The sequence below is a fragment of the Streptomyces sp. NBC_00234 genome, assembly GCF_036195325.1.
GTDB lineage: Bacteria > Actinomycetota > Actinomycetes > Streptomycetales > Streptomycetaceae > Streptomyces.
In genome coordinates this window covers 2,018,245-2,039,294 of sequence record NZ_CP108101.1, presented here as the reverse complement: position 1 = coordinate 2,039,294, position 21,050 = coordinate 2,018,245, and the positions used below count along the sequence as shown (strand labels likewise).

The following is a 21,050-nucleotide window of genomic DNA, read 5'->3' as shown; positions in this document are numbered from 1 at the left end:
GCGCTCGTAGCGCTCCCGCGCGGTCTGGTTGCTATGTGTGACGTGGAGTCCTTGCGGGACCTACTTGACTGCCTCGCTGAACTTGGAGACCCACTTGCCGCCGTCGACCTGGTAGGCGGTCATCATCGTGTTGGTGGTGTCGCCGAACTCGTCGAAGGAGACGGGGCCGGTGACGCCTTCGAACTGGACCTTGCCGACCGCGTCGAGGACCTTGGCGCGGGAGTCGTCGGGGAGCTTGCCGTCGTTCGCTGCGACGACGGCCTTGACGGCCTCGATGATCGCCCAGGTGGCGTCGTAGGTGCCGCCGCCGTACGCCTCGTAGGCGTCCTTGTAGCCGGCCGTCTTGTAGTCCGCGATGAACTTCTTGGCGGAGTCGAGCTCCTCGACGGGCTTGCCGACCGAGGTGGCGATGTCGCCCTGGGCCTTCTTGTTCAGCTTGATGAAGTCGGCGCTGTACATGCCGTCGCCGCCCATGAGCGGGATCTCGATGCTGTCCTTGAGCTGCTGGCTCAGGGGCGCGCCGGCGGGGTACTCGCCGCCGTAGTAGACGGCCTTGGCCTTGGAGCCCTTGACCTTGGTGACGACGGAGTTGAAGTCACGGTCGTCGGGGTTGACGTGGTCCGAGCCGACGATCTTGCCGCCGAGCTCGGTGAACGTCGTCTTGAAGGAGGCAGCGAGACCGGCGCCGTAGGGCTTCTGGTCGTCGATGAGGTAGACGTCCTTGATCTTCGCGGTGTTGTAGAGGTAGTTCGCCGCGAAGGCGCCCTGGATCGCGTCCGTGGTGGCGGTACGGAAGTACGTCTTGAACGGGCGCTGCTTGTCGCCGGTCTTCCAGTTGTTGCCCTGGGTCAGCTCCGTGCCGGTGTTGGCCGGGGAGATCTGGGTCAGGTTGGCGTCGTTGAGCGGCTTCTGCATCGACTGCGAGACGCCGGAGTTCAGCGGGCCGACAACACCGAGGACGGTCTTGTCGTTGATGAACGTGGCGGCGTTCTGCTGGCCGACGGAGGGCTGGGCCTGGTCGTCGAGGGCCTTGATCTCGAACTTGATGCCCGGGACCGTCTTCTCCGTGTTCGCCGTCTTGGCGGCGAGGTCGGCGGAGTTCTTGATGCCGAGGCCCAGGGCGGAGAGGTCGCCGGTCAGGGGAGCGTCGACGCCGATGACGACGGTCTGGGTGTCGCCCCCGCCGCTGCTCTTCTTGTCGTCGTCGCGCGATCCGCAGGCGGTGAGGGTGAGTGCTCCTGTGGTGAGCACTGCGGTGAGGATGAGCAAAGAACGGTGTCGCACGAAAAGTCCTTTCCCTGGCGCGGCCTCCTCTGCTTGAGGTGCCGTGTCGGTCGCCGGGCCGTACTGGGTTGGTACAGGTGCCGTGCAGCAGACGCGCCCGGCGGCGCGGTGACTGGCCGTGACTCTAAGGGCAGGGCCGGGGGTCCGGGATGGGCAGCGGCAGGATGTGACTGTCTTGTTATGCCCTTGAGGAAGGCTTGAGGTGACTGTGTGGACATGTGCGGCTTTATCGCGTGGCGGTGAAGTGACCGCATGCTGAGAACGCGCAGCTCTGCTAAGGCGCTTGAACCGATCTTGGTGCTGTCGCGCACGGGGGTCGCCGGAGGGCGTGCGGCATCGGCCCCGGTGGTCCGGGGCGCCCGTGCGGCCCCGCTCGCTCATTGCGCGCGTGTTACGCAGTGTTACATCGGGGAAGATGTATCCGACCGCTATCGCGCGTGTGGCTGACGAGTGCCTCATGGAACAGGCCACGCGGTCAAGGGAGTTGACGAATTTCGCTGGTCAACGGCCCTGTCGGGGTGGGGATATGGGTCTGCCCGGCCGGAATGCGCAGTGCGTTCCGGGCCGGGCAGGGGGCGTTCGGGGGTGCCGGTTGCTAGCCGGCGGCGGGCTTGGGGGTGTCACGGAGCAGGCAGGTGAGACGGGCGGTACAGACCCGCTTGTCCTGTTCGTCGGTGATGACGATCTCGTACGTGGCGGTGGAGCGGCCGCGGTGTACGGGGGTGGCGACGCCGGTCACGAGTCCGCTGCGCACGCCCCGGTGGTGGGTGCAGTTCAGGTCGACGCCGACGGCGATCTTGGTGGCGCCGCCGTGCAGCATGGTGCCGATGGAGCCGAGGGTCTCGGCGAGGACGGCGGAGGCGCCGCCGTGGAGCAGTCCGTAGGGCTGGGTGTTGCCCTCGACGGGCATCGTGCCCACGACGCGCTCCGCGGAGGCTTCGACGATCGTGACGCCCATGCGCTCGCCGAGGTGTCCGGCGGAGAAGAGTGCGGGGAGGTCCACGCCGAGTGCGGCGTACTCGTCGATGATCTCCTGGGGGAACTTGGGTGCGGTGTGCTCGCCCATGGGGTCCGGCTCCGATCGTCTGCGCTGATTCATTGCTGTGTGCACTGTTCTTATCAGACGGCTGAGCGAACGCTTAGTGGGTGGCCGTGGTGAGAGCCGTCACCGCATGTTCTCGAAGCGCACGACGACCGACTTGCTGGCCGGTGTGTTGCTGGTGTCCGCGGTGGCGTCGAGCGGGACGAGGACGTTGGTCTCGGGGTAGTAGGCGGCGGCGCAGCCGCGCGCGGTCGGGTAGTGCACGACGCGGAAGCCCGGGGCGCGCCGCTCGACGCCGTCCCGCCACTCGCTGACGAGGTCGGTGTATCCGCCGTCGGTGAGGCCCAGGGCCTCGGCGTCCTCGGGGTTGACCATGACGATGCGACGGCCGCCCTTGATGCCGCGGTAGCGGTCGTCGAGGCCGTAGATCGTGGTGTTGTACTGGTCGTGCGAGCGGAGGGTCTGCAACAGCAGCCTGCCGTCCGGCAGTTCGGGGTACTCGACGGGGGCCGCGGTGAAGTTGGCCCTGCCGGTGGCGGTGGGGAAGCGGCGCTCGTCGCGTGGGGCGTGCGGGAGGGTGAAGCCGCCGGGTACGGCGACGCGGGCGTTGAAGTCCTCGAAGCCGGGGACGACTCGGGATATGCGGTCCCGGATCGTGCCGTAGTCCTTCTCGAACTCCTCCCAGTTCGTGGTGGATCCGGGGCCGAGGACGGCGCGGGCCAGCCGGGCTACGATCGCCGGTTCGGAGAGCAGGTGGGGGCCGGCGGGGGTGAGGTTGCCGCGGGACGCGTGGACCATGCCCATGGAGTCCTCGACCGTCACGAACTGTTTGCCGCTCGCCTGGGTGTCCTTGTCGGTGCGTCCCAGGGTGGGCAGGATCAGGGCGCGGGTGCCGGTGACCGCGTGCGAGCGGTTGAGCTTGGTCGACACGTGGACGGTGAGCCGGGCGCGGCGCATGGCGGCCTCGGTGACCGTCGTGTCGGGTGTCGCGGCGACGAAGTTGCCGCCCATGGCGAAGAAGACCTTGGCGTCCCCGTCGCGCAGGGCCTCGATGGAGCGCACGACGTCGTAGCCGTGGTGGCGCGGCGAGGTGATGCCGAATTCCTTGTCGAGGGCGTCGAGGAAGGCGGCGGAGGGCCGCTCGAAGATGCCCATCGTGCGGTCGCCCTGGACGTTGGAGTGGCCCCGGACGGGGCACACGCCGGCGCCCGGCCTGCCGATGTTGCCGCGCAGCAGAAGGAAGTTGACCACTTCGCGGATCGTCGGGACCGAGTGCTTGTGCTGGGTCAGGCCCATGGCCCAGCAGACGATGGTGCGCTTCGAGGCGAGGACCATGGCCAGGGCCTCCTCGATCGCGGCGCGGTCGAGCCCGGTGGCGGTCAGGGTGCCGTCCCAGTCGGCGGTGCGGGCGGCCCGCGCGAAGTCCTCGTACCCGTGGGTGTGTTCGCGTACGAACGCCTCGTCGACGGCGCCCTCGGTCTCCAGGATCATCTTGTTGAGGAGCCGGAAGAGGGCCTGGTCGCCGCCTATCCGGATCTGGAGGAACAGGTCGGTGAGCGAGGCGCCCCTGATCATGCCCAGCGGGGTCTGGGGGTTCTTGAAGCGTTCGAGTCCGGCCTCGGGCAGCGGATTCACCGAAATGATCTTCGCGCCGGCGGCCTTGGCCTGTTCCAGGGCGGAGAGCATCCGGGGATGGTTCGTCCCGGGGTTCTGTCCGGCCACGATGATCAGGTCGGCCTGGTGGAGGTCTTCCAGGGAGACGCTGCCCTTACCGATCCCGATCGTCTCCGTGAGCGCGGAGCCGGACGACTCGTGGCACATGTTCGAGCAGTCCGGGAGGTTGTTCGTGCCGAACTCCCGGGCGAAGAGCTGGAGCAGGAACGCGGCCTCGTTGCTGGTGCGGCCCGAGGTGTAGAAGAGCGCCTCGTCGGGGGAGTCGAGCGCCTGCAGTTCCCCGGCGATGATCTCGAAGGCATTCTCCCAGGAGACCGCCTCGTACCGCTCGGCTCCTTCGGGCAGGTACATCGGCCGGGTGATCCGGCCCTGCTGGCCGAGCCAGTAGCCGCTGCGGCTGGCGAGGTCGGCGACCGGGTGCGCGGCGAAGAACTCGGGTGTGACCCGGCGCAGCGTCGCCTCCTCGGCGACGGCCTTCGCCCCGTTCTCGCAGAACTCGGCGGTGTGCCGCTTGTCGCCCTCGGGCCAGGCGCAGCCGGGGCAGTCGAAGCCGTCCTTCTGGTTGACCTTGAGGAGGGTCTGCGCGGTGCGCCGGATCCCCATCTGCTGCTGGGCGACGCGCAGTGTGTGCGCCACGGCGGGCAGCCCGGCCGCGGAGTGCTGGACCGCTTCGACCTGCGGCGCGTCCTGGACCGGGTCACCGGTCGGGGGCCTGGTGGCCATGGTGCTCCCCTTTGAGCCTGCGCGGTTCTGCCGAGCCCGCACGGTTTTGCCTGTAGATGTTCCTGCGCACGATCCTGCCACGCGCCACCGACCGCGCGCCTGGCGCGGTGCGGGGCCGTGTGCGGTCCGGATTGTCAGTGGGCCGTGGCAGGATCGGGGGCGTGGCTGAGACGGCATCGAAGAAGACGGCAGACAACCGACCGCGCCTGCTCCTGATGGACGGGCACTCCCTGGCGTACCGGGCGTTCTTTGCGCTGCCCGCGGAGAATTTCACGACAGGGACGGGGCAGCCGACGAACGCCGTGTACGGCTTCGCGTCGATGCTGGCGAACACGCTGCGCGACGAGGCGCCCACGCACTTCGCGGTGGCGTTCGACGTGTCCCGCAAGACCTGGCGCTCGCAGGAGTTCCCGGAGTACAAGGCGAACCGCTCCAAGACCCCCGACGAGTTCAAGGGGCAGGTCGAGCTGATCGGCGAGCTCCTCGACGCGATGCGTGCCGACCGGTTCGCGATCGACGGCTTCGAGGCCGACGACGTCATCGCGACGCTGGCCACCCAGGCCGAGGCGGCGGGCTTCGAGGTGCTGATCGTCACCGGCGACCGGGACTCGTTCCAGCTGATCACGGACAACGTCACCGTGCTCTACCCGACGAAGGGCGTCTCCGAGCTGACGCGCTTCACCCCGGCCAAGGTCGAGGAGAAGTACGGGCTCACGCCTCAGCAGTACCCGGACTTCGCGGCGCTGCGCGGTGACCCCTCGGACAATCTTCCGGGCATCCCGGGCGTGGGCGAGAAGACGGCCGCGAAGTGGATCAACCAGTTCGGTTCCTTCGACGAGCTGGTCGAGCGTGCCGAGGAGGTCAAGGGCAAGGCGGGCCAGAATTTCCGCGACCACCTGGACGCGGTGAAGCTGAACCGCCGGCTGACCGAGATGGTCCGCGACGTGGCGCTGCCGAAGACCCCGCAGGACCTGGAGCGCACTCCGTACGACCGCACGGCGGTCACCGGCGTGCTCGACGTCCTGGAGATCCGTAACCCGAGCCTGCGGGAGCGGCTGCTGGCCGTCGACCCCGGCGCGGTCGAGGACGAGAGCCCGGCGCCCGCCGCGGGCATCGAGCTGGACGGCGTGGTGCTGGGCGCGGGAGCCGTGGCGCCCTGGCTCGCGGCCCACGGCGGACAGCCGCTCGGTGTCGCCACGGTCGACACCTGGGCCCTGGGCACGGGCACCGTCACGGAGATCGCGCTCGCCGCCGCCGACGGGGCCGCTGCCTGGATCGATCCCGCGCAGCTGGACGAGGCCGACGAGCAGGCGTTCGCCGCCTGGATCGCCGACCCGGCGCGGCCGAAGGTCATGCACAACGCGAAGAGCGCCATGCGGGTCTTCCCGGAGCAGGGCTGGCACGTCGAGGGTGTCGCGATGGACACCGCGCTCGCCGCCTACCTGGTCAAGCCGGGCCGCCGCTCCTTCGCGCTGGACGCGCTGGCCGTGGAGTACCTGGGCCGTGAGCTCGCGCCGGCCGCCGCGGGCGACGGGCAGCTGGCCTTCGGCGCGGACGACCAGGCCGAGGCCGACGCCCTGATGGCGCAGGCCCGCGCGATCCTGGACCTCGGTGACGCGTTCACGACGCGGCTCAAGGAGGTCGGCGCCGCCGAGCTCCTGCACGACATGGAGCTGCCCACCTCGATCCTCCTGGCCCGGCTGGAGCGGCACGGCATCGCCGCCGACCGCGCCCATCTGGAAGGCATGGAGCAGCAGTTCGCCGGCGCGGTGCAGCAGGCGGTGAAGGAGGCGCACGCCGCGGTGGGCCGCGAGTTCAACCTCGGATCGCCCAAGCAGCTCCAGGAAGTCCTCTTCGGTGAGCTGGGCCTGCCCAAGACGAAGAAGACGAAGACCGGTTACACCACGGACGCCGACGCGCTGGCCTGGCTCGCGGCCCAGACCGAGCACGAACTGCCGGTCATCATGCTGCGCCACCGCGAGCAGGCGAAGCTGAGGGTCACGGTCGAGGGCCTGGTCAAGACGATCGCGGCGGACGGCCGTATCCACACCACGTTCAACCAGACGGTCGCGGCGACCGGCAGGCTCTCCTCCACCGACCCGAACCTCCAGAACATCCCGGTCCGTACGGACGAGGGCCGGGCGATCCGCCGTGGCTTCGTCGTCGGTGAGGGCTTCGAGTCGCTGATGACGGCCGACTACAGCCAGATCGAACTGCGCGTGATGGCCCACCTCTCGGAGGACGCGGGCCTGATCGAGGCGTTCACCTCCGGGGAGGACCTGCACACCACGGTCGCCTCGCAGGTCTTCGGCGTCGACAAGTCGTCCGTCGACCCCGAGATGCGCCGCAAGATCAAGGCCATGTCGTACGGACTGGCCTACGGGCTCTCCGCGTTCGGCCTCTCCCAGCAGCTGAACATCGAGGCCGGCGAGGCGCGCGGTCTGATGGACACCTACTTCGAGCGCTTCGGCGGAGTCCGCGACTATCTGCACCGCGTCGTCGAGGAGGCCAGGGCCACCGGATACACGGAGACGGTCTTCGGCCGCCGCCGCTATCTCCCCGACCTGAACAGCGACAACCGCCAGCGTCGGGAGACGGCCGAGCGGATGGCGCTCAACGCTCCCATCCAGGGGACAGCCGCCGACATCGTCAAGGTCGCGATGCTGCACGTGGACCGGGCGCTGACCGAGGCGAAGCTGACGTCGCGGATGCTCCTCCAGGTCCACGACGAAATCGTCCTGGAGATCGCGAAGGGCGAGCGGGAGCAGGTCGAGCGGATCCTGCGCCACGAGATGTCGACCGCGGTGGAGCTGCGCGCACCGCTGGACGTCTCGGTCGGAGTGGGCACGGACTGGGAGTCCGCCGCGCACTGACGGACACCCGGGCACCGGGCCGCGACCGCGGCGGCACGTGCTGGGCCGGATGGCCCAGCACGTGCCGCCGCACGCCCCTGACCTGCTGACACTGGTCCGCATGCTCCTCATGTCGGAACGTGTGCGCCTGGCCCCGCGCGTCTGTGGATGGGCCGTGCTCGCGGCGCTCCTCGCCGGATCCGGTCCCGCCGAAGCGTGGGCCCGCCCGGCCTCCACGGCCGTCCGGGCGGCGACGGCCGAGTGCAGTTCGTCGAGCGACCCCGCACTCGCCACCCGTATCGCCACGGACGTGAGCGAGGCCCTCGAAGGACGTACGGGCACCGTCTCCGTCGCCGTCAGCGCCCCCGGCCGGGGGCTGACCTGCCGGCTGTCCGCCTCCCGGCAGTACGACGCCGCGAGCATCGCCAAGGTCGTCATCCTGGAGGGCCTGCTCCACCGGGCCAACCAGAGCGAGGACCGCGGCCTGACCGCCTCGGAGGGACGCCTCGCCCGCGCGATGATCACCCGTTCCGACAACGACGCCGCCTCGTCGCTCTGGCGCAGCCTGGGCCGGCAGCGGCTGAACGCGGTGCTGAGCCGGGCCGGTACGGACGACACCGTCCTCGGGGACAACGGCTACTGGGGCCTGACGCGTACGAGCGCCCGCGACCAGCTCAAGGTGCTGGACGCGGTCTCCCGCCGCCCCTATGCGATGAAGCTGATGGGCGAGGTCGTCGCGGAGCAGGACTGGGGTGTGTCGGCGGGCGCCCCGGACGACGTGCGGACCCATCTCAAGAACGGCTGGCTGCCCCGGGCGCGGAACGGCTGGCGGGTGCACAGCATCGGTACGTTCACCGGCGCCGGGCGCGACTACCGGATGGCCTTGATGAGCCACGACAACGACACACAGAAGTACGGCGTACGGACCCTGGAGCGGATCGCGACGGCCGTCCACCGGAGCCTCGGCGAGAGCAAGGCCGCCGTACGCGGCTTCACCCCGGACAGCGAGATCAGCGAGATCCCGGACGGGAGTGTTCCGTAACGCCGGTGCTGGTCCTCCCGGTGGGCCCGCCGCTCCGTGGCCGCATCCACGCCCCGTACAGCACGAGTCCCACCGCCAGCCCGGCCCCGGCGCCGAAGCACGCGGTCGGGATGATGTCGAGGGGCGTGGAGATGTGGCCGAAGTAGGCGTACCAGCGAGCGCAGCGGTGGACGATGCCGAGGAGCACGCAGACCGTCAGCAGGGCGCCCGCGCACCACCGCTCCCGCCGGCTGAGCACGGGCACGGACCGCGGGGGCGGGACCGCCCCCGCCCGCCGCAGCCCCGAGGCCGTGAACCACACGAGCACCGTCAGCGCCAGGGCCGAGCTGCCGTACTGCACGAACTGGTAGGCGGGGAAGCCGCCCACGGTGTCGTTGAGCGCCGGGACGAGGTCCGTGCCCCACCGGTCGTGATGGGTGAACGCGTCCCACACGACGTGGGTGGCCGCCCCGAGGGCCGCGGACAGGGCGAACCGGAGGACCTCCAGGGGCCGGAGCGGACCGGGCTCCCGACGCTGTCCCCGGAGGAACGTGTGGACCGGTCCCTGCCAGGGCGTGGGCAGCAGAGCCACGAGCGGCTCGCGCAGGAGGAGCCACAGGGCCACCAGTACGGCCGCGATCAGTACGTCGACGGTGAACACGCCCCATACGGCGTGCGTCACTTGGCCGAATTCCATCGCCCCGGGAATCACGGTGTCCGCGAAGTAGGTCATATCGGGAGCGAACGAGCCGGCGACGAGAGCCGAGGCGACGAGGGGGCCGCGTGCGGTGCCCGTCCTCCGGATTCCCGGCAGTACGGCGGCGGCATGACTGAGCGTGAACGGCATGGCGGCAAGTATGGGCGAGCTTTCGGGGCCCCTGTACCCCGCCCGGGGCATGCCGTACAACTTGCTGTCGGGAACGTGAAAAAACAGTAAGAACCGGTCAACGCCCGGTGTTCGGGCGGCAGGAGTTGCCGTAGGGTCGCCTGAGTCCTCGCGCTGGGGAGCGCGAGCAGCCGTCGACGGGGAGGGACCAGAACGTATGGCAGCGCAATTCGGCCGCCGACTGCGCAGGGGGGCCACCACCACTGCGGTGGCCGCGGCTGCCGTGGCAGCTCTCACCGCCTCGCAGGGCCCCGGTGCACCACTGGCCGACAACGCGGGAGGCGGCGACCAGCAGGCGGCCGGTGCCTCGCCGTCCGGCGACAGTGCCGCCACCGGCAACTCGCCGTACTACACGGACCTGCCGCCGCTGACGACGCCCAACAAGCCCGGTACGTCCGTGAATCTGCCGGTCACCGGCAGCACGGAATCCGGCATACCCGCCTCCGTCCTGGCCGCGTACAAGAAGGCCGAGCAGACCGTCGCCGGGAGCGACGCCGCCTGCCGCCTGCCGTGGCAGCTCCTCGCCGCGATCGGCAAGGTCGAGTCCGGGCAGGCCCGCGGCGGCCGTGTCGACGCGAACGGCACCACCTACTCGCCGATCCTCGGACCGGCCCTCAACGGCCAGGGCTTCGCCCTGATCAAGGACACCGACGGCGGAGCGTTCGACGGCGACGCCACCCACGACCGCGCGGTCGGCCCGATGCAGTTCATCCCCTCCACGTGGGCCACCTGGGGCCAGGACGGCAACGGCGACGGCCGCGAGGACCCGAACAACGTCTACGACGCGGCGCTCGCGGCCGGACGCTATCTCTGCGCCGGCACCCGCAACCTGGCGGTCGGGGCCGACCTCGACCGGGCGGTGCTGAGCTACAACCACTCGCGGGAGTACCTGCGGACGGTGCGCTCCTGGTTCGAGTACTACAAGCGCGGCACCCACGAGGTCCCCGACGGCACCGGAGTCCTGCCGACCGGTCCGCGCGGCGGAGGCGGCACCGGCGGCTCGGCGAGCCCCTCGCCGTCGCCCACCCCGCCCGCGTCCGGTACCCCCGGCGGCGGCAAGAGCCCGAGCCCGGGTCCGTCCACTCCCGGCACGGGCACCCCGAAGCCGACCCCGCCGCCCACCACACCGCCTACGACCCCGCCCAGCCCCTCGCCCACGCCGTCCGAGAGGCTCGGCAGCCTGGAGAACGCCGGAACGGGCCCGCTGGCCGCGACGGCCGGCGAGGCGTTCTCCGAGCGCATCGCGGTGCGGGCGAGGAACACCCTCGGCGCCCCGCTCGCCAAGGCGTCCGTGACCTTCACCATCACCGGTGACACCGACACCCGCTTCTCCGGAGGGCTGACCGCCGTCACCCTCCGTACCGCGGCCGACGGCACGGTCTCCTCCCCGGTGCTGCGTGCGGGCGAGAAGACCGGCGAGTTCAAGGTGACGGCGGTCGCCGGCACCACGACGAACCCGCGCACGCTCACCTACGGTGCGACCGTCACCGCCCGTCAGGCGGACGCCATCGCCCGGACCGGGGAGGCGGCCGTGACGGCCGCCGCAGGTGCCCGGTTCGACGACGTCCAGGTCAAGGCGACCTTCAAGGGCGCCGCAGCCGCGGGCGTCGCCGTCACCGCCACGATGATCACCGACGCCGAGCAGCCGGCCGAGAACGACAAGGGCCCCTACTTCAAGGCCGCCGACGGCACCGCCGTGCGCACCCTCTCGGGACTCAGGACCGGCGCCGACGGTCTCCTGACGCTGCCGGAGTTCTTCGCCGACGACGCCCCGGGCACGTACACGCTGCGTCTCACCACCCAGGGCGGCGGCACCCTCGACATCGTGCTCACGGTGTCCTGACCGGCAGGCCCCCGGATCCCCCGAGCCGCCCCTTCGCCCCCACGGGCAGAGGGGCGGTTCTGCGTGTTCTCATCTCGCGCCTCTGTTGCTACGGTGCCCGTCCTGACGCCCCATCAGATCCGCGCTCCCGGGAGGCCGAGCATGCGTGCCCTCGTCGCCGCCGCCATCGGACTGGCAGCAGCCCTCGCGCTCGTGTTCACCGTCACCGCGATCGGAGCCCCGCCCGGCGAGACCTCGCCCAAACCCCTGCTGACCACCGTCCCGGGCCCCAAGAAGTAGCGGAAGCACCCGCGGGCAGCACACAGAGGGAGGACACCACCATGCGTCGCCGAGCCGGCCTCGTACTCCTGGCCTTCGCCGTCTTCTTCGCCGCCATGTCACCGCTGCTGCGCTGGTACGCCTTTCCCCGGCTGGCGAAGGTCCCGCCGAGCCAGTACCAGGAGATGGTCCTGGAGGCGAAGCCGGCCACGCTCCTCGACTACAGCACCCTCAGGTCCGAGAAGGTCGAGAAGGTCACCATCGTGCAGACCCTCAAGGGCAACGTGGAGGAGTCCGAGAAGATAGAGCGCAGCGCCGGCCGGGACGTCGTCGTCTGGGACTCGCTCTCGTACATCGAGGGCCCCGACGGCAAGATGGTCTCCGAGATCCCCGAGCGCTACATCTTCGACGCCCACAGCCAGGCCCCCGTCCACGCCACCGGTGAGATGGTCGACGGCGAGCCGGTCCGCCGCGAGGGCATCGAGTACAAGTGGCCCTTCCTCACCGAGAAGCGCGACTACGAGTACTTCGACGCCCAGAGCCGCACGACCTCACCCATCCACTACAAGGGCACCCGCACCTTCCGCGGCATGGACGTCTACTACTTCGAGCAGACCATCCCGTGGACCCAGGTTCCGATGCCCAAGAAGATGCCCATCAAGGGCGTCACCGCGGAACAGGTGGCCCAGACGGGCATGACCCGCTGGTACTCCACCAAGCGGATGTTCTGGGTCGACCCCGCCACCGGCGCACCCGTCAACGGCGAGGAGATCCACCGCGAGGAACTGCGCAACGCGAAGAAGATGGGCATGCCGCAGGACACCGTCACCGCGTTCGCCGGCCATGTGAAGATGCGCGAGGACTACATCGTCGACACCGTCGAACTGGTCAAGTCCCAGCGCGTCCTGATCCTCCTGCTGACCTCGTACCTGCCCTGGGGCTTCCTGTTCCTCGCCACCGGCCTCCTCGCGCTCGCCCTCTGGCTGGAAGCACGCTCCCGCCGCCCCGGCCACTAGGGCCTGTCGTCAAACTGCCGTCTGCCGCGCGGTGTCTGGCACGCACGCTCGCGGCGTTGCCGACATGTCCTAGTAGCTCCGCTACGAGGACATCCCGGCGCCTTGCGATCGCACGCGCCAGACACCGCGCGGCCCGGCCTTCGGCCGGACGACGGCAGTTTGACGACAGGCCCTAGTCCCGCCTGAGCCGCGCCGTGGTGAAGCGGGTCGCCTCCACCGTCGTCGGGTCCTCGGGCCACGGATGCTTCGGGTACCGGCCGCGCAGCTCCGCCCGCACCGCCTTGTAGCCCTCGCGCCAGAACGACGCCAGATCCGCCGTCACCGCCGCCGGACGCCCGGCGGGGGAGAGCAGATGGACCAGCACGGGCACCCCGGCCACCCGGGGTGTCTCGCGCAGCCCGAACAGCTCCTGGAGCTTCACCGCCAGTACGGGCTGCGCCCCGCCGTACTCCACGCGGACGCGGGACCCGCTCGGCACCTCGATGCGCTCCGGCGCCAGCTCGTCGAGCCGGGCCGCCTCACCCGTCGCCCACGGCAGCAGCCGCCGTACCGCCTGCCCGGCGTCGATCCGCGCCAGATCCGCGCGGCGCCGCGCCCGCGACAGCTCGGGCTCCAGCCACTCCTCGGTACGGGCGAGCAGGGCGTCGTCCGACACGTCGGGCCACGGCGCCCCCAGCTCCCGGTGCAGAAAGGCGAGCCGCGACCGCAGCTGCTCGCTGTCCCGGCTCCACCGCAGCAGCGAGGTGCCCTCGCGCCGCAGCCCCTCCAGCAGCGCCCCGCGCACCAGCTCCGGCTTCGGCTGCTTCAGCGCGCGCACCGACAGTTCGACTGCCCCGAGCCGCTCCACGGAACGGGCCACGACGTCGCCGTCCGTCCAGTGCACCTCCTCGCCCGAGAACCGCAGATGTCCGGCCGCCAGCCGCGCCGTCTCCTCGTCGACGACGGCGGCCAGCCGCACCCGGGCGGACGCCGAATGCGCCGGCCGGTCCGCGACCGCGACCGCCAGCCATGGCGCGCTGCGCAGCCGCGAACCGTCCCGGAGCTCGGCCCCCGTCCCCGACGCCATCAGGAACGTGCCCTCGCCCCGCGCCCGTGCCACCCGTTCCGGGAACGCCAGAGCCGCCACCAGACCGGTGGCCGCGTCGTCCGATCCGTGGCCCTCCCCCTTGGGTGAGCCCAGCGAGGACGACAGCCGCCGTACCTCCTGCCGCCAGCGCGCCGCGTAGCCGTCCTGCCCCCGGCGCGCGGTACGCAGCGCCGCCGCGAGATCGTCCCCGTACTCCCGGGGCGGCTCCTCGCTCAGCAGCGCCACCACCTCCGCCGCCCGGCGCCCGCCCACCTCGGCGGCACCGTCCAGCAGGGCCCGCGCCAGCCGGGGATGCAGCCCGAGCCGGGACATCCGTACGCCCCGGTCCGTCACCCGCCCCGCCGCGTCCACGGCCCCCACCGCCGTCAGCACCTCCCGGGCCGCGCCCATCGCCCCGGCGGGCGGCGGATCGAGCAGCGCGAGCCCCGAGGCGTCCGGATCGCCCCAGCACGCCGCCTGGAGCGCGAACGCCGCCAGATCGGCGACCTTGATCTCCGGCGACGGGAACCGTGCGAGCCGCCCGTCCTCCGCCTGCTCCCAGCACCGGTACACCGCCCCCGGCGCCTCCCGCCCGGCCCGTCCCGCCCGCTGCCGGCCCGCGGCCTGGGAGGCCCGCACGGTCGTCAGCGCGCTCAGACCCCGCGCATGGTCGGTACGCGGCTCCCTGGCCAGCCCCGAGTCGACGACGACCCGCACCCCGGGAACCGTCAGCGACGACTCCGCGACCGAGGTCGCCAGCACCACCCGCCGGCCGTCGGAGGAACCCGCGAGCACCGCGTCCTGCACCGCGGCCGGAGCCCGCCCGTGCACCTGGAGCACCTCGGCGCCCACCCCGGCGAGCTGTCCCGCCACCCTCCCGATCTCACCGACGCCCGGCAGAAAACACAGCACGTCCCCGTCCCGCTCCGCGAGCGCCCGGCGCACCACCGAGGCGACGTGCGTCAGCAGCGCGGGATCGACCCTCATCCCGTGCGGCGGCTTCACCGGGCGGGCCGGCGGCGCCCACACCACCTCGACCGGGTGCGACACCCCCTGCGCCTCCACGACCGGGGCATCGCCCAGCAGCCGTGCCCAGCCCTCCGCGTCCGTCGTGGCCGACGCGGCCACCAGCCGCAGGTCCGGCCGCAGCGCCGCCCGTACGTCGAGCAGGAACGCGGCGACCGTGTCCGCGTCCAGATGCCGTTCGTGGCACTCGTCGATGATCACCACGTCGACCCCGGCCAGTTCCTGGTCGCGCTGGAGCCGCTGGAGGAGCACCCCGGTGGTCACGACCTCCACCACCGTGTCGCGCCCCGCCACCCGCTCCCCGCGGACGGTGAATCCCACGCGCCCGCCGGGCTGCTCCCCGAGCAGCCAGGCCATCCGCCGTGCCGCGGCCCGCGCCGCGATCCGCCGGGGCTCGGCGACCACGACCCGCCGCACCGGACCGGTGCCGGTCAGCCCGGCCAGTACGAGCGGCACGAGCGTCGTCTTGCCGGTCCCGGGAGGCGCGCAGAGCACGGCGACACCCCGTTCGTCGAGCGCCCGCTCCAGGGCGGGCAGAGCGGTGCGTACGGGCAACTGGTCCAGGGCGTCGGTACGGATCACGCCCCCAGTCTCGTACGCCGCGCCGCCCGCCCGGACGCCTGCTCCCGCTCAAGCGCCTGTCGTCGGACAGTCCCTAGTCCCGTACGCAGACGAAGATCGCCGTCCCGGGGATGAGGTTGCCGCGCAGCGGGGACCAGCCGCCCCACTCCTGGTTGTTCCACGCGGGCCACTCCGGCTCGACGAGATCGACCAGGCGGAAACCGCCGGCCACCACGTCGCGTACCCGGTCGCCGAGCGTCCTGTGGTGCTCGACGTACACGGCGTCGCCCTGCTCGTCCTGCTCGACGTAGGGGACGCGGTCGAAGTACGAGGCGGCGACCGAGAGCCCCTCCGGCCCCGGCTCGTCCGGGAACGCCCAGCGGATCGGGTGGGTCACGGAGAACACCCACCGGCCGCCTGGCCGCAGGACCCTGTGGACCTCCCGGAACACCTGCACGGGATCGGCGACGAACGGCACCGCGCCGTAGGCGGAGCAGGCCAGGTCGAAGGAGTCGTCCCGGAACGGCAGCTTCCCCGCGTCCGCCTCGACCAGCGGGATGCCCTCGCCGATCCGCAGCGCGTGCTGGAGCTGGCGGTGCGAGAGGTCCAGGGCCACCGGGCGCGCACCCTGGGCGGCGAGCCAGCGCGAGCACTGGGCGGCGCCGGCGCCGATCTCCAGGACGTCCAGGCCGTCCAGCGAGGCGGCGGGCCCCAGCAGCGCCGCGTCGGCCTCGTCGAGTCCTTCGGGGCCCCAGACGAAGCGGTCGTCCCCGAGGAAGGCCCCGTGGTCGCTCTGGTACTCGTCGGCGTTCCGGTCCCACCAGCCGCGACTTGCCCGGCTGCTTTCCGATTCTCCGGCGTTCCGGCGCGTTGCTTCCGGCTCTGTCCCGTGGATCTCTTGGCTCATCGTGCCCGTCGTTGTAGTTTGCCTTCACCCGCAAGCACGCGGTGTCCACCTGCGTGGGTACCCGTGAGTACGGGCGCGTGCCTGCGAGACATTGCCGTGGCCGATGTGGCCTCGGGGAACATGAGTTGTGCCGGAAATGGGGCCTTGTGCCCCGGGTGTGCGGCTTCGCGCATTGACCCTGTCCGGCTGCCCCCGTATGCTACAAGTTGCGCTGCGAGCCTGCGCGCCTCAGACCTAGCAGGCCGCGCTCGCGTCTGTTGCATGTCCCCTCGGTTGTCGAGGCGGCGCCCGCACAACGGGTTGGTCGCTTTCCAGGCTGTCCGGCTTCTTCAGATGGCGATACGGGCTTACGGCGTAGCAGTACCTACGACTCACTGTCCGTACCGGAGCCCTTTCCCACATGACGAGCAGCACCGAGACCACCGCCACCACTCCGCAGGTTGCGGTCAACGACATCGGCGACGCGGACGCGTTCCTCGCGGCGATCGACGAGACGATCAAGTACTTCAACGACGGCGACATCGTTGACGGAGTCATCGTCAAGGTTGACCGGGACGAGGTTCTCCTCGACATCGGTTACAAGACCGAAGGTGTCATCCCGAGCCGCGAGCTCTCGATCAAGCACGACGTCGACCCGAACGAGGTCGTCAAGGTCGGCGACGAGATCGAGGCCCTGGTTCTCCAGAAGGAGGACAAGGAAGGCCGCCTGATCCTCTCGAAGAAGCGCGCTCAGTACGAGCGTGCCTGGGGCACCATCGAGAAGATCAAGGAAGAAGACGGCATCGTCACCGGTACCGTCATCGAGGTCGTCAAGGGTGGTCTCATCCTCGACATCGGCCTCCGTGGCTTCCTGCCGGCCTCCCTCGTCGAGATGCGTCGTGTCCGCGACCTCCAGCCCTACGTGGGCAAGGAGCTCGAGGCCAAGATCATCGAGCTGGACAAGAACCGCAACAACGTGGTCCTGTCCCGCCGCGCCTGGCTCGAGCAGACCCAGTCCGAGGTTCGCCAGACGTTCCTCACGACCCTGCAGAAGGGTCAGGTCCGCTCCGGCGTCGTCTCCTCGATCGTCAACTTCGGTGCCTTCGTGGACCTGGGTGGCGTCGACGGTCTCGTGCACGTCTCCGAGCTGTCCTGGAAGCACATCGACCACCCCTCCGAGGTTGTCGAGGTCGGCCAGGAAGTCACCGTCGAGGTCCTCGACGTCGACATGGACCGCGAGCGCGTCTCCCTGTCGCTCAAGGCGACGCAGGAAGACCCGTGGCAGCAGTTCGCCCGGACGCACCAGATCGGTCAGGTCGTCCCGGGTAAGGTCACGAAGCTCGTTCCGTTCGGTGCGTTCGTGCGCGTCGACGAGGGCATCGAGGGTCTGGTCCACATCTCCGAGCTGGCCGAGCGCCACGTGGAGATCCCGGAGCAGGTCGTCCAGGTCAACGACGAGATCTTCGTCAAGGTCATCGACATCGACCTCGAGCGTCGTCGCATCAGCCTCTCGCTGAAGCAGGCCAACGAGTCCTTCGGTGGCGACCCGGCCTCGGTCGAGTTCGACCCGACGCTGTACGGCATGGCCGCGTCGTACGACGACCAGGGCAACTACATCTACCCCGAGGGCTTCGACCCCGAGACCAACGACTGGCTCGAGGGCTTCGAGGCTCAGCGCGAGGTGTGGGAGACCCAGTACGCCGAGGCGCAGCAGCGCTTCGAGCAGCACCAGGCTCAGGTCATCAAGTCCCGCGAGGCCGACGAGGCCGCTGCTGCCGAGGGCGCTGCTGCCCCGGCCGGCAGCGCTCCGGCTGCCTCGGGCGGCAGCGGTGGCGGCGGCTCGTACTCCTCGGAGTCCGATGACAACTCCGGCGCCCTGGCGTCGGACGAGGCACTGGCCGCGCTGCGCGAGAAGCTGGCGGGCGGCCAGAGCTGACGCTCTGACCCCGGTCGCTCATCGGCAGTAGCTGTAGAGCAGTAAGTGAGGCCCGCTCCCTTCGGGGGGCGGGCCTCACTCGCGTCCGCGCCCCGGTGGGTTACGGGGTGACGGCGATGTTCGTCAGCCCCTTGCCGCCGGTGACGGTGTTGCTGCTGTACACGGTGGTCCGGCAGCTCGACGAGCTGTTGGTGACGTTGACGGCGAGCTGCTTGTCGCCGACGGCGCCGGTGAGGTCCGAGACGTTGCCGCGGAAGACGGTGCCGCAGCCCCAGCCGCTCTGCTGGGTGTGCGTCTCGTAGCCGTTGTTGGTCGTACGGGAACCCCTGTTGCCCTCGACCAGGACGTCGTTGCCCTTCACGTCGACCCATGAGTCGTCGTAGTTGGCGCCGGTCAGACCGCTGCCGTCGAAGGTGTTGCCGATGATCCTGGCTCCGGTGGTGCCTTCCTTGATGTCGATGTTCTCGCCGCCGACCCCCGGGCCGATCACGTTGTTCAGGATCTGTGCCTGGTCGCTGCGGTCGGTGAGGTCCCCGGCCGAGCCGACGTACACGCCCTCGCCCATGCCGCGGCCGTCGTGCCCGGTGTCGTAGATGCGGGAGTTCCTGAGAATCCCGTTCCGGCTGGACGTGCGGAAGTGGACGCCCTCCATGTCCAGGTCGTGCACGGTCACCGAGTCGATGACGACGCCGTTGGCCGCGTCGGTCATGATGCCCTTCTGCCCGCCGGTGACGGTGACACCCTGGACGGTCCAGTAGGAGGCGCCGTTGAGGTGCAGCCCGTAGCCGCCGCCCGCGGTGAGGACCGCCCTGCTGGAGCCGGTGAGGGTGATCCGGGCCGCGGAGGTGCCCGGGGTGGTCGCCTTGAAGTTGCCGGTGTACGTCCCGTCGGCGAGCCGGATCGTGTCGCCGGGGGCCGCGGCGAGGAGCGCCGACTTGAGCTGGGCCGCCGTGGTCACCTCGATGACGGCGGCCTCCGCCGGCCCGGCCGTGGCCAGGGCCAGTCCGCCGGTGGCGAGGGCGGTGACCAGCAGGGTGGTGAGGGGGGTGCGGGTGCGCATGGGGGTGCCTTCCCGTCGAAGGGTTCGAGACGTTCTCGTACGTGAATGAAGAGCGAGTGTCTGAACGTGCTGCCCAGTGACGCTAGGGAGCGGTGATGGCCATGTCAAGGTCTGGACCAATGTTCGGCCGGGATGGTGAACGGAGAGAAACGTGCGGGATACATGAATAGCTGATGGGCCGTAACACGCCCTTGCCAGGATCCCCGGCAACCTCAAGATCCGAACGGGAGCCGGGATATGACAGACGCGTCGACCACCTCGCACACCTCGCCCGTGACCGCCGGCGCCAGCCGCCGCAGCTTTCTGCGCAACGTGGGGATCACCGGTGGCGCCGGGGCGATGTTCGCCACCATGGGGGCCCTCGGTCTCGCCCCCACCGCACAGGCCGTCGGGCGTGAACCCGCCTTCCGCGCGCCGACGAAGAGCGATTTCAGCCTGACCGGGAAGGCCGCCGCGAAGGTGGTCGTGATCGGTGGGGGCATCGCCGGTCTGGCGGCGGCGTACGAACTCGGCAAGGCGGGCTACGACTGTACGGTCCTGGAGGCCCGTACCCGGACCGGTGGGCGCAACTTCACCGTACGCGGCGGGGATTCAACCACCGACACCTATGGCAACACCCAGACCGCGCGGTTCGGCGACGGGCAGTACATGAACGCCGGACCTGGCCGGATTCCGCAGTGGATGGTCACTCTGGACTACTGCCGCGAGCTCGGCGTACCCCTCGAAGTGTTCACCAACGTGAACGCCAACGCGTACATCTACAACGAGCAGGCGGGCATGAAGGCCCCGGTGCGCTACCGCACCGCCAAGGCCGACGTCTACGGCTACGTGGCCGAACTCCTGGCCAAGGCCACCGACAAGGGCGCGCTCGACCGGCAGATCACCGCCGAGGACCAGGAGCGGCTCCTGGAATTCCTCAAGGACTTCGGCGACATCGGCGACAGCCTCGCCTACACGGGCAGTGCCCGGCGCGGCTACCGCACGGACCCGGCAGCCGCCGGTACCCCGGGTGTGGAGCTCGGCTCCGTACCCAGCGCCTCCGAGGTCTTCGCGAGCGGGGTCGGCCGGTACTTCTCCTTCGAGTTCGAGTACGACCAGGCCATGCTGATGTTCCAGCCGGTCGGAGGCATGGACCGGATTCCCGCCGCGCTCACCCGGGCGATAGGGGAGCGCCGCATCCGTACCGGCGCCGTCGTCACCGACATCACCGACACCGCTCACGGCGTCACCGTCACGTACACCCGGTCCGGACGCACCGGCACCATCGACGCGGACTACTGCATCGCCGCGCTGCCGCCCAACATCCTGGCGAAGACCGGCCACAACCTCGGCCCGGCCGTGCAGAGCGCCCTGGAGGCGTGCAAGCCGTCCTCCGCCGGGAAGATCGCACTCGAATACCGCAGCCGCTGGTGGGAGACCGACCACCGGATCTACGGCGGCATCACCGAGACGGACCTCGACCTGTCCCACATCTGGTACCCCTCGTACGGTCACCACGGCGCTCGCGGCACCCTCATCGGGTACTACAACTACGGTTCCCAGGCCGACGCCTACGCCGCTCTCTCCCCGCGCGAGAGGGAGGCGCGCGCCGTCGCCCAGGGCGTGAAGATCCACGGCGCCAAGTACCGTACGGAACTGGTCTCTTCCTTCTCCCACCACTGGCGGCAGACCCCGCACCTGGAGGCCGCCTGGCATTCGATGGCGGGCGGGCCCGACGCGCCCGCCTTCGCGCCGCTCAACCAGGCCGCGGGGCGCGTCTACTTCGCAGGCGACTACCTCAGCCACACCGATGCCTGGCAGCACGGTGCGTTCACCTCCGCGCGGAAGGCGGTCACCGCACTCCACACCCGCGTTCTGGCCTGACCAGACCGCGAACGGGGCACGGGAATGCCCGTGCCCCGGGAGGCGTTCTTCTT

At 70.5% G+C, this 21,050-nt stretch carries 14 protein-coding genes; 7 read left to right on the top strand and 7 right to left on the bottom strand.

What is annotated here, in order from left to right; genetic code table 11:
- Positions 1–60: 60 nt before the first annotated feature.
- The 3 genes from OG230_RS08835 to OG230_RS08825 all read right to left on the bottom strand — a co-directional run bounded on the left by OG230_RS08835 (position 61) and on the right by OG230_RS08825 (position 4,723).
- Positions 61–1,269, bottom strand: coding sequence for a branched-chain amino acid ABC transporter substrate-binding protein (locus tag OG230_RS08835; protein WP_328911348.1), 1,209 nt, complete (start codon positions 1,267–1,269; stop codon positions 61–63).
- 610 nt (positions 1,270–1,879) lie between these two features.
- The gene (locus OG230_RS08830) at positions 1,880–2,350 is read right to left on the bottom strand and encodes a PaaI family thioesterase (protein WP_328909586.1); all 471 of its coding nucleotides are present in this window, start codon (positions 2,348–2,350) and stop codon (positions 1,880–1,882) included.
- A gap of 99 nt (positions 2,351–2,449) precedes the next feature.
- Positions 2,450–4,723 carry an FdhF/YdeP family oxidoreductase gene (locus OG230_RS08825; RefSeq protein WP_328909585.1) on the bottom strand — a complete coding sequence of 758 codons (2,274 nt, stop codon included), beginning with the start codon at positions 4,721–4,723 and terminating at the stop codon, positions 2,450–2,452.
- 161 nt (positions 4,724–4,884) lie between these two features.
- Here OG230_RS08825 and polA point away from each other — a divergent pair, with 161 nt between their 5' ends.
- Both polA and OG230_RS08815 read left to right on the top strand, forming a co-directional pair.
- On the top strand, positions 4,885–7,596 hold the full coding sequence (gene polA / locus OG230_RS08820) for a DNA polymerase I (RefSeq protein WP_328909584.1): 2,712 nt from the start codon (positions 4,885–4,887) through the stop codon (positions 7,594–7,596).
- 100 nt (positions 7,597–7,696) lie between these two features.
- Positions 7,697–8,617 carry a serine hydrolase gene (locus OG230_RS08815; protein ID WP_328909583.1) on the top strand — a complete coding sequence of 307 codons (921 nt, stop codon included), beginning with the start codon at positions 7,697–7,699 and terminating at the stop codon, positions 8,615–8,617.
- Here the strand turns inward: OG230_RS08815 and OG230_RS08810 are convergent.
- The gene (locus OG230_RS08810; RefSeq protein ID WP_328909582.1) at positions 8,586–9,443 is read right to left on the bottom strand and encodes a DUF4184 family protein; all 858 of its coding nucleotides are present in this window, start codon (positions 9,441–9,443) and stop codon (positions 8,586–8,588) included. The genes OG230_RS08815 and OG230_RS08810 overlap by 32 nt on opposite strands.
- A gap of 196 nt (positions 9,444–9,639) precedes the next feature.
- Between OG230_RS08810 and OG230_RS08805 the strand changes: the two genes are divergently transcribed.
- The 3 genes from OG230_RS08805 to OG230_RS08795 all read left to right on the top strand — a co-directional run bounded on the left by OG230_RS08805 (position 9,640) and on the right by OG230_RS08795 (position 12,599).
- Positions 9,640–11,325 (top strand): lytic transglycosylase domain-containing protein, encoded by a 1,686-nt coding sequence (locus tag OG230_RS08805; RefSeq protein ID WP_328909581.1) that lies wholly within the window; start codon positions 9,640–9,642, stop codon positions 11,323–11,325.
- A 141-nt stretch (positions 11,326–11,466) separates the two neighbouring features.
- On the top strand, positions 11,467–11,604 hold the full coding sequence (locus OG230_RS08800; protein ID WP_328909580.1) for an SPW_0924 family protein: 138 nt from the start codon (positions 11,467–11,469) through the stop codon (positions 11,602–11,604).
- A gap of 41 nt (positions 11,605–11,645) precedes the next feature.
- Entirely contained in the window at positions 11,646–12,599 is a 954-nt protein-coding gene (locus tag OG230_RS08795; RefSeq protein WP_328909579.1) for a DUF3068 domain-containing protein, read from the top strand.
- A gap of 172 nt (positions 12,600–12,771) precedes the next feature.
- Here OG230_RS08795 and hrpB read toward each other — a convergent pair whose 3' ends face one another.
- Positions 12,772–15,273 carry an ATP-dependent helicase HrpB gene (gene hrpB / locus OG230_RS08790; RefSeq protein WP_328909578.1) on the bottom strand — a complete coding sequence of 834 codons (2,502 nt, stop codon included), beginning with the start codon at positions 15,271–15,273 and terminating at the stop codon, positions 12,772–12,774.
- Positions 15,274–15,346: 73 nt separating this feature from the next.
- Positions 15,347–16,159 (bottom strand): class I SAM-dependent methyltransferase, encoded by an 813-nt coding sequence (locus OG230_RS08785; protein WP_328909577.1) that lies wholly within the window; start codon positions 16,157–16,159, stop codon positions 15,347–15,349.
- A 400-nt stretch (positions 16,160–16,559) separates the two neighbouring features.
- Here OG230_RS08785 and rpsA point away from each other — a divergent pair, with 400 nt between their 5' ends.
- Positions 16,560–18,074, top strand: a complete 1,515-nt coding sequence (gene rpsA, locus OG230_RS08780) for a 30S ribosomal protein S1 (RefSeq protein WP_328909576.1) — start codon at positions 16,560–16,562, stop codon at positions 18,072–18,074.
- 100 nt (positions 18,075–18,174) lie between these two features.
- Here the strand turns inward: rpsA and OG230_RS08775 are convergent, their stop codons facing one another.
- On the bottom strand, positions 18,175–19,134 hold the full coding sequence (locus OG230_RS08775) for a right-handed parallel beta-helix repeat-containing protein (protein ID WP_328909575.1): 960 nt from the start codon (positions 19,132–19,134) through the stop codon (positions 18,175–18,177).
- 339 nt (positions 19,135–19,473) lie between these two features.
- On the opposite strand from OG230_RS08775, the gene OG230_RS08770 reads away from it, so the two are divergent.
- A complete protein-coding gene (locus OG230_RS08770) occupies positions 19,474–20,997 on the top strand; it encodes a flavin monoamine oxidase family protein (RefSeq protein WP_328911347.1) in 1,524 nt (507 codons plus the stop codon).
- The last annotated feature ends 53 nt before the right edge of the window (positions 20,998–21,050 follow it).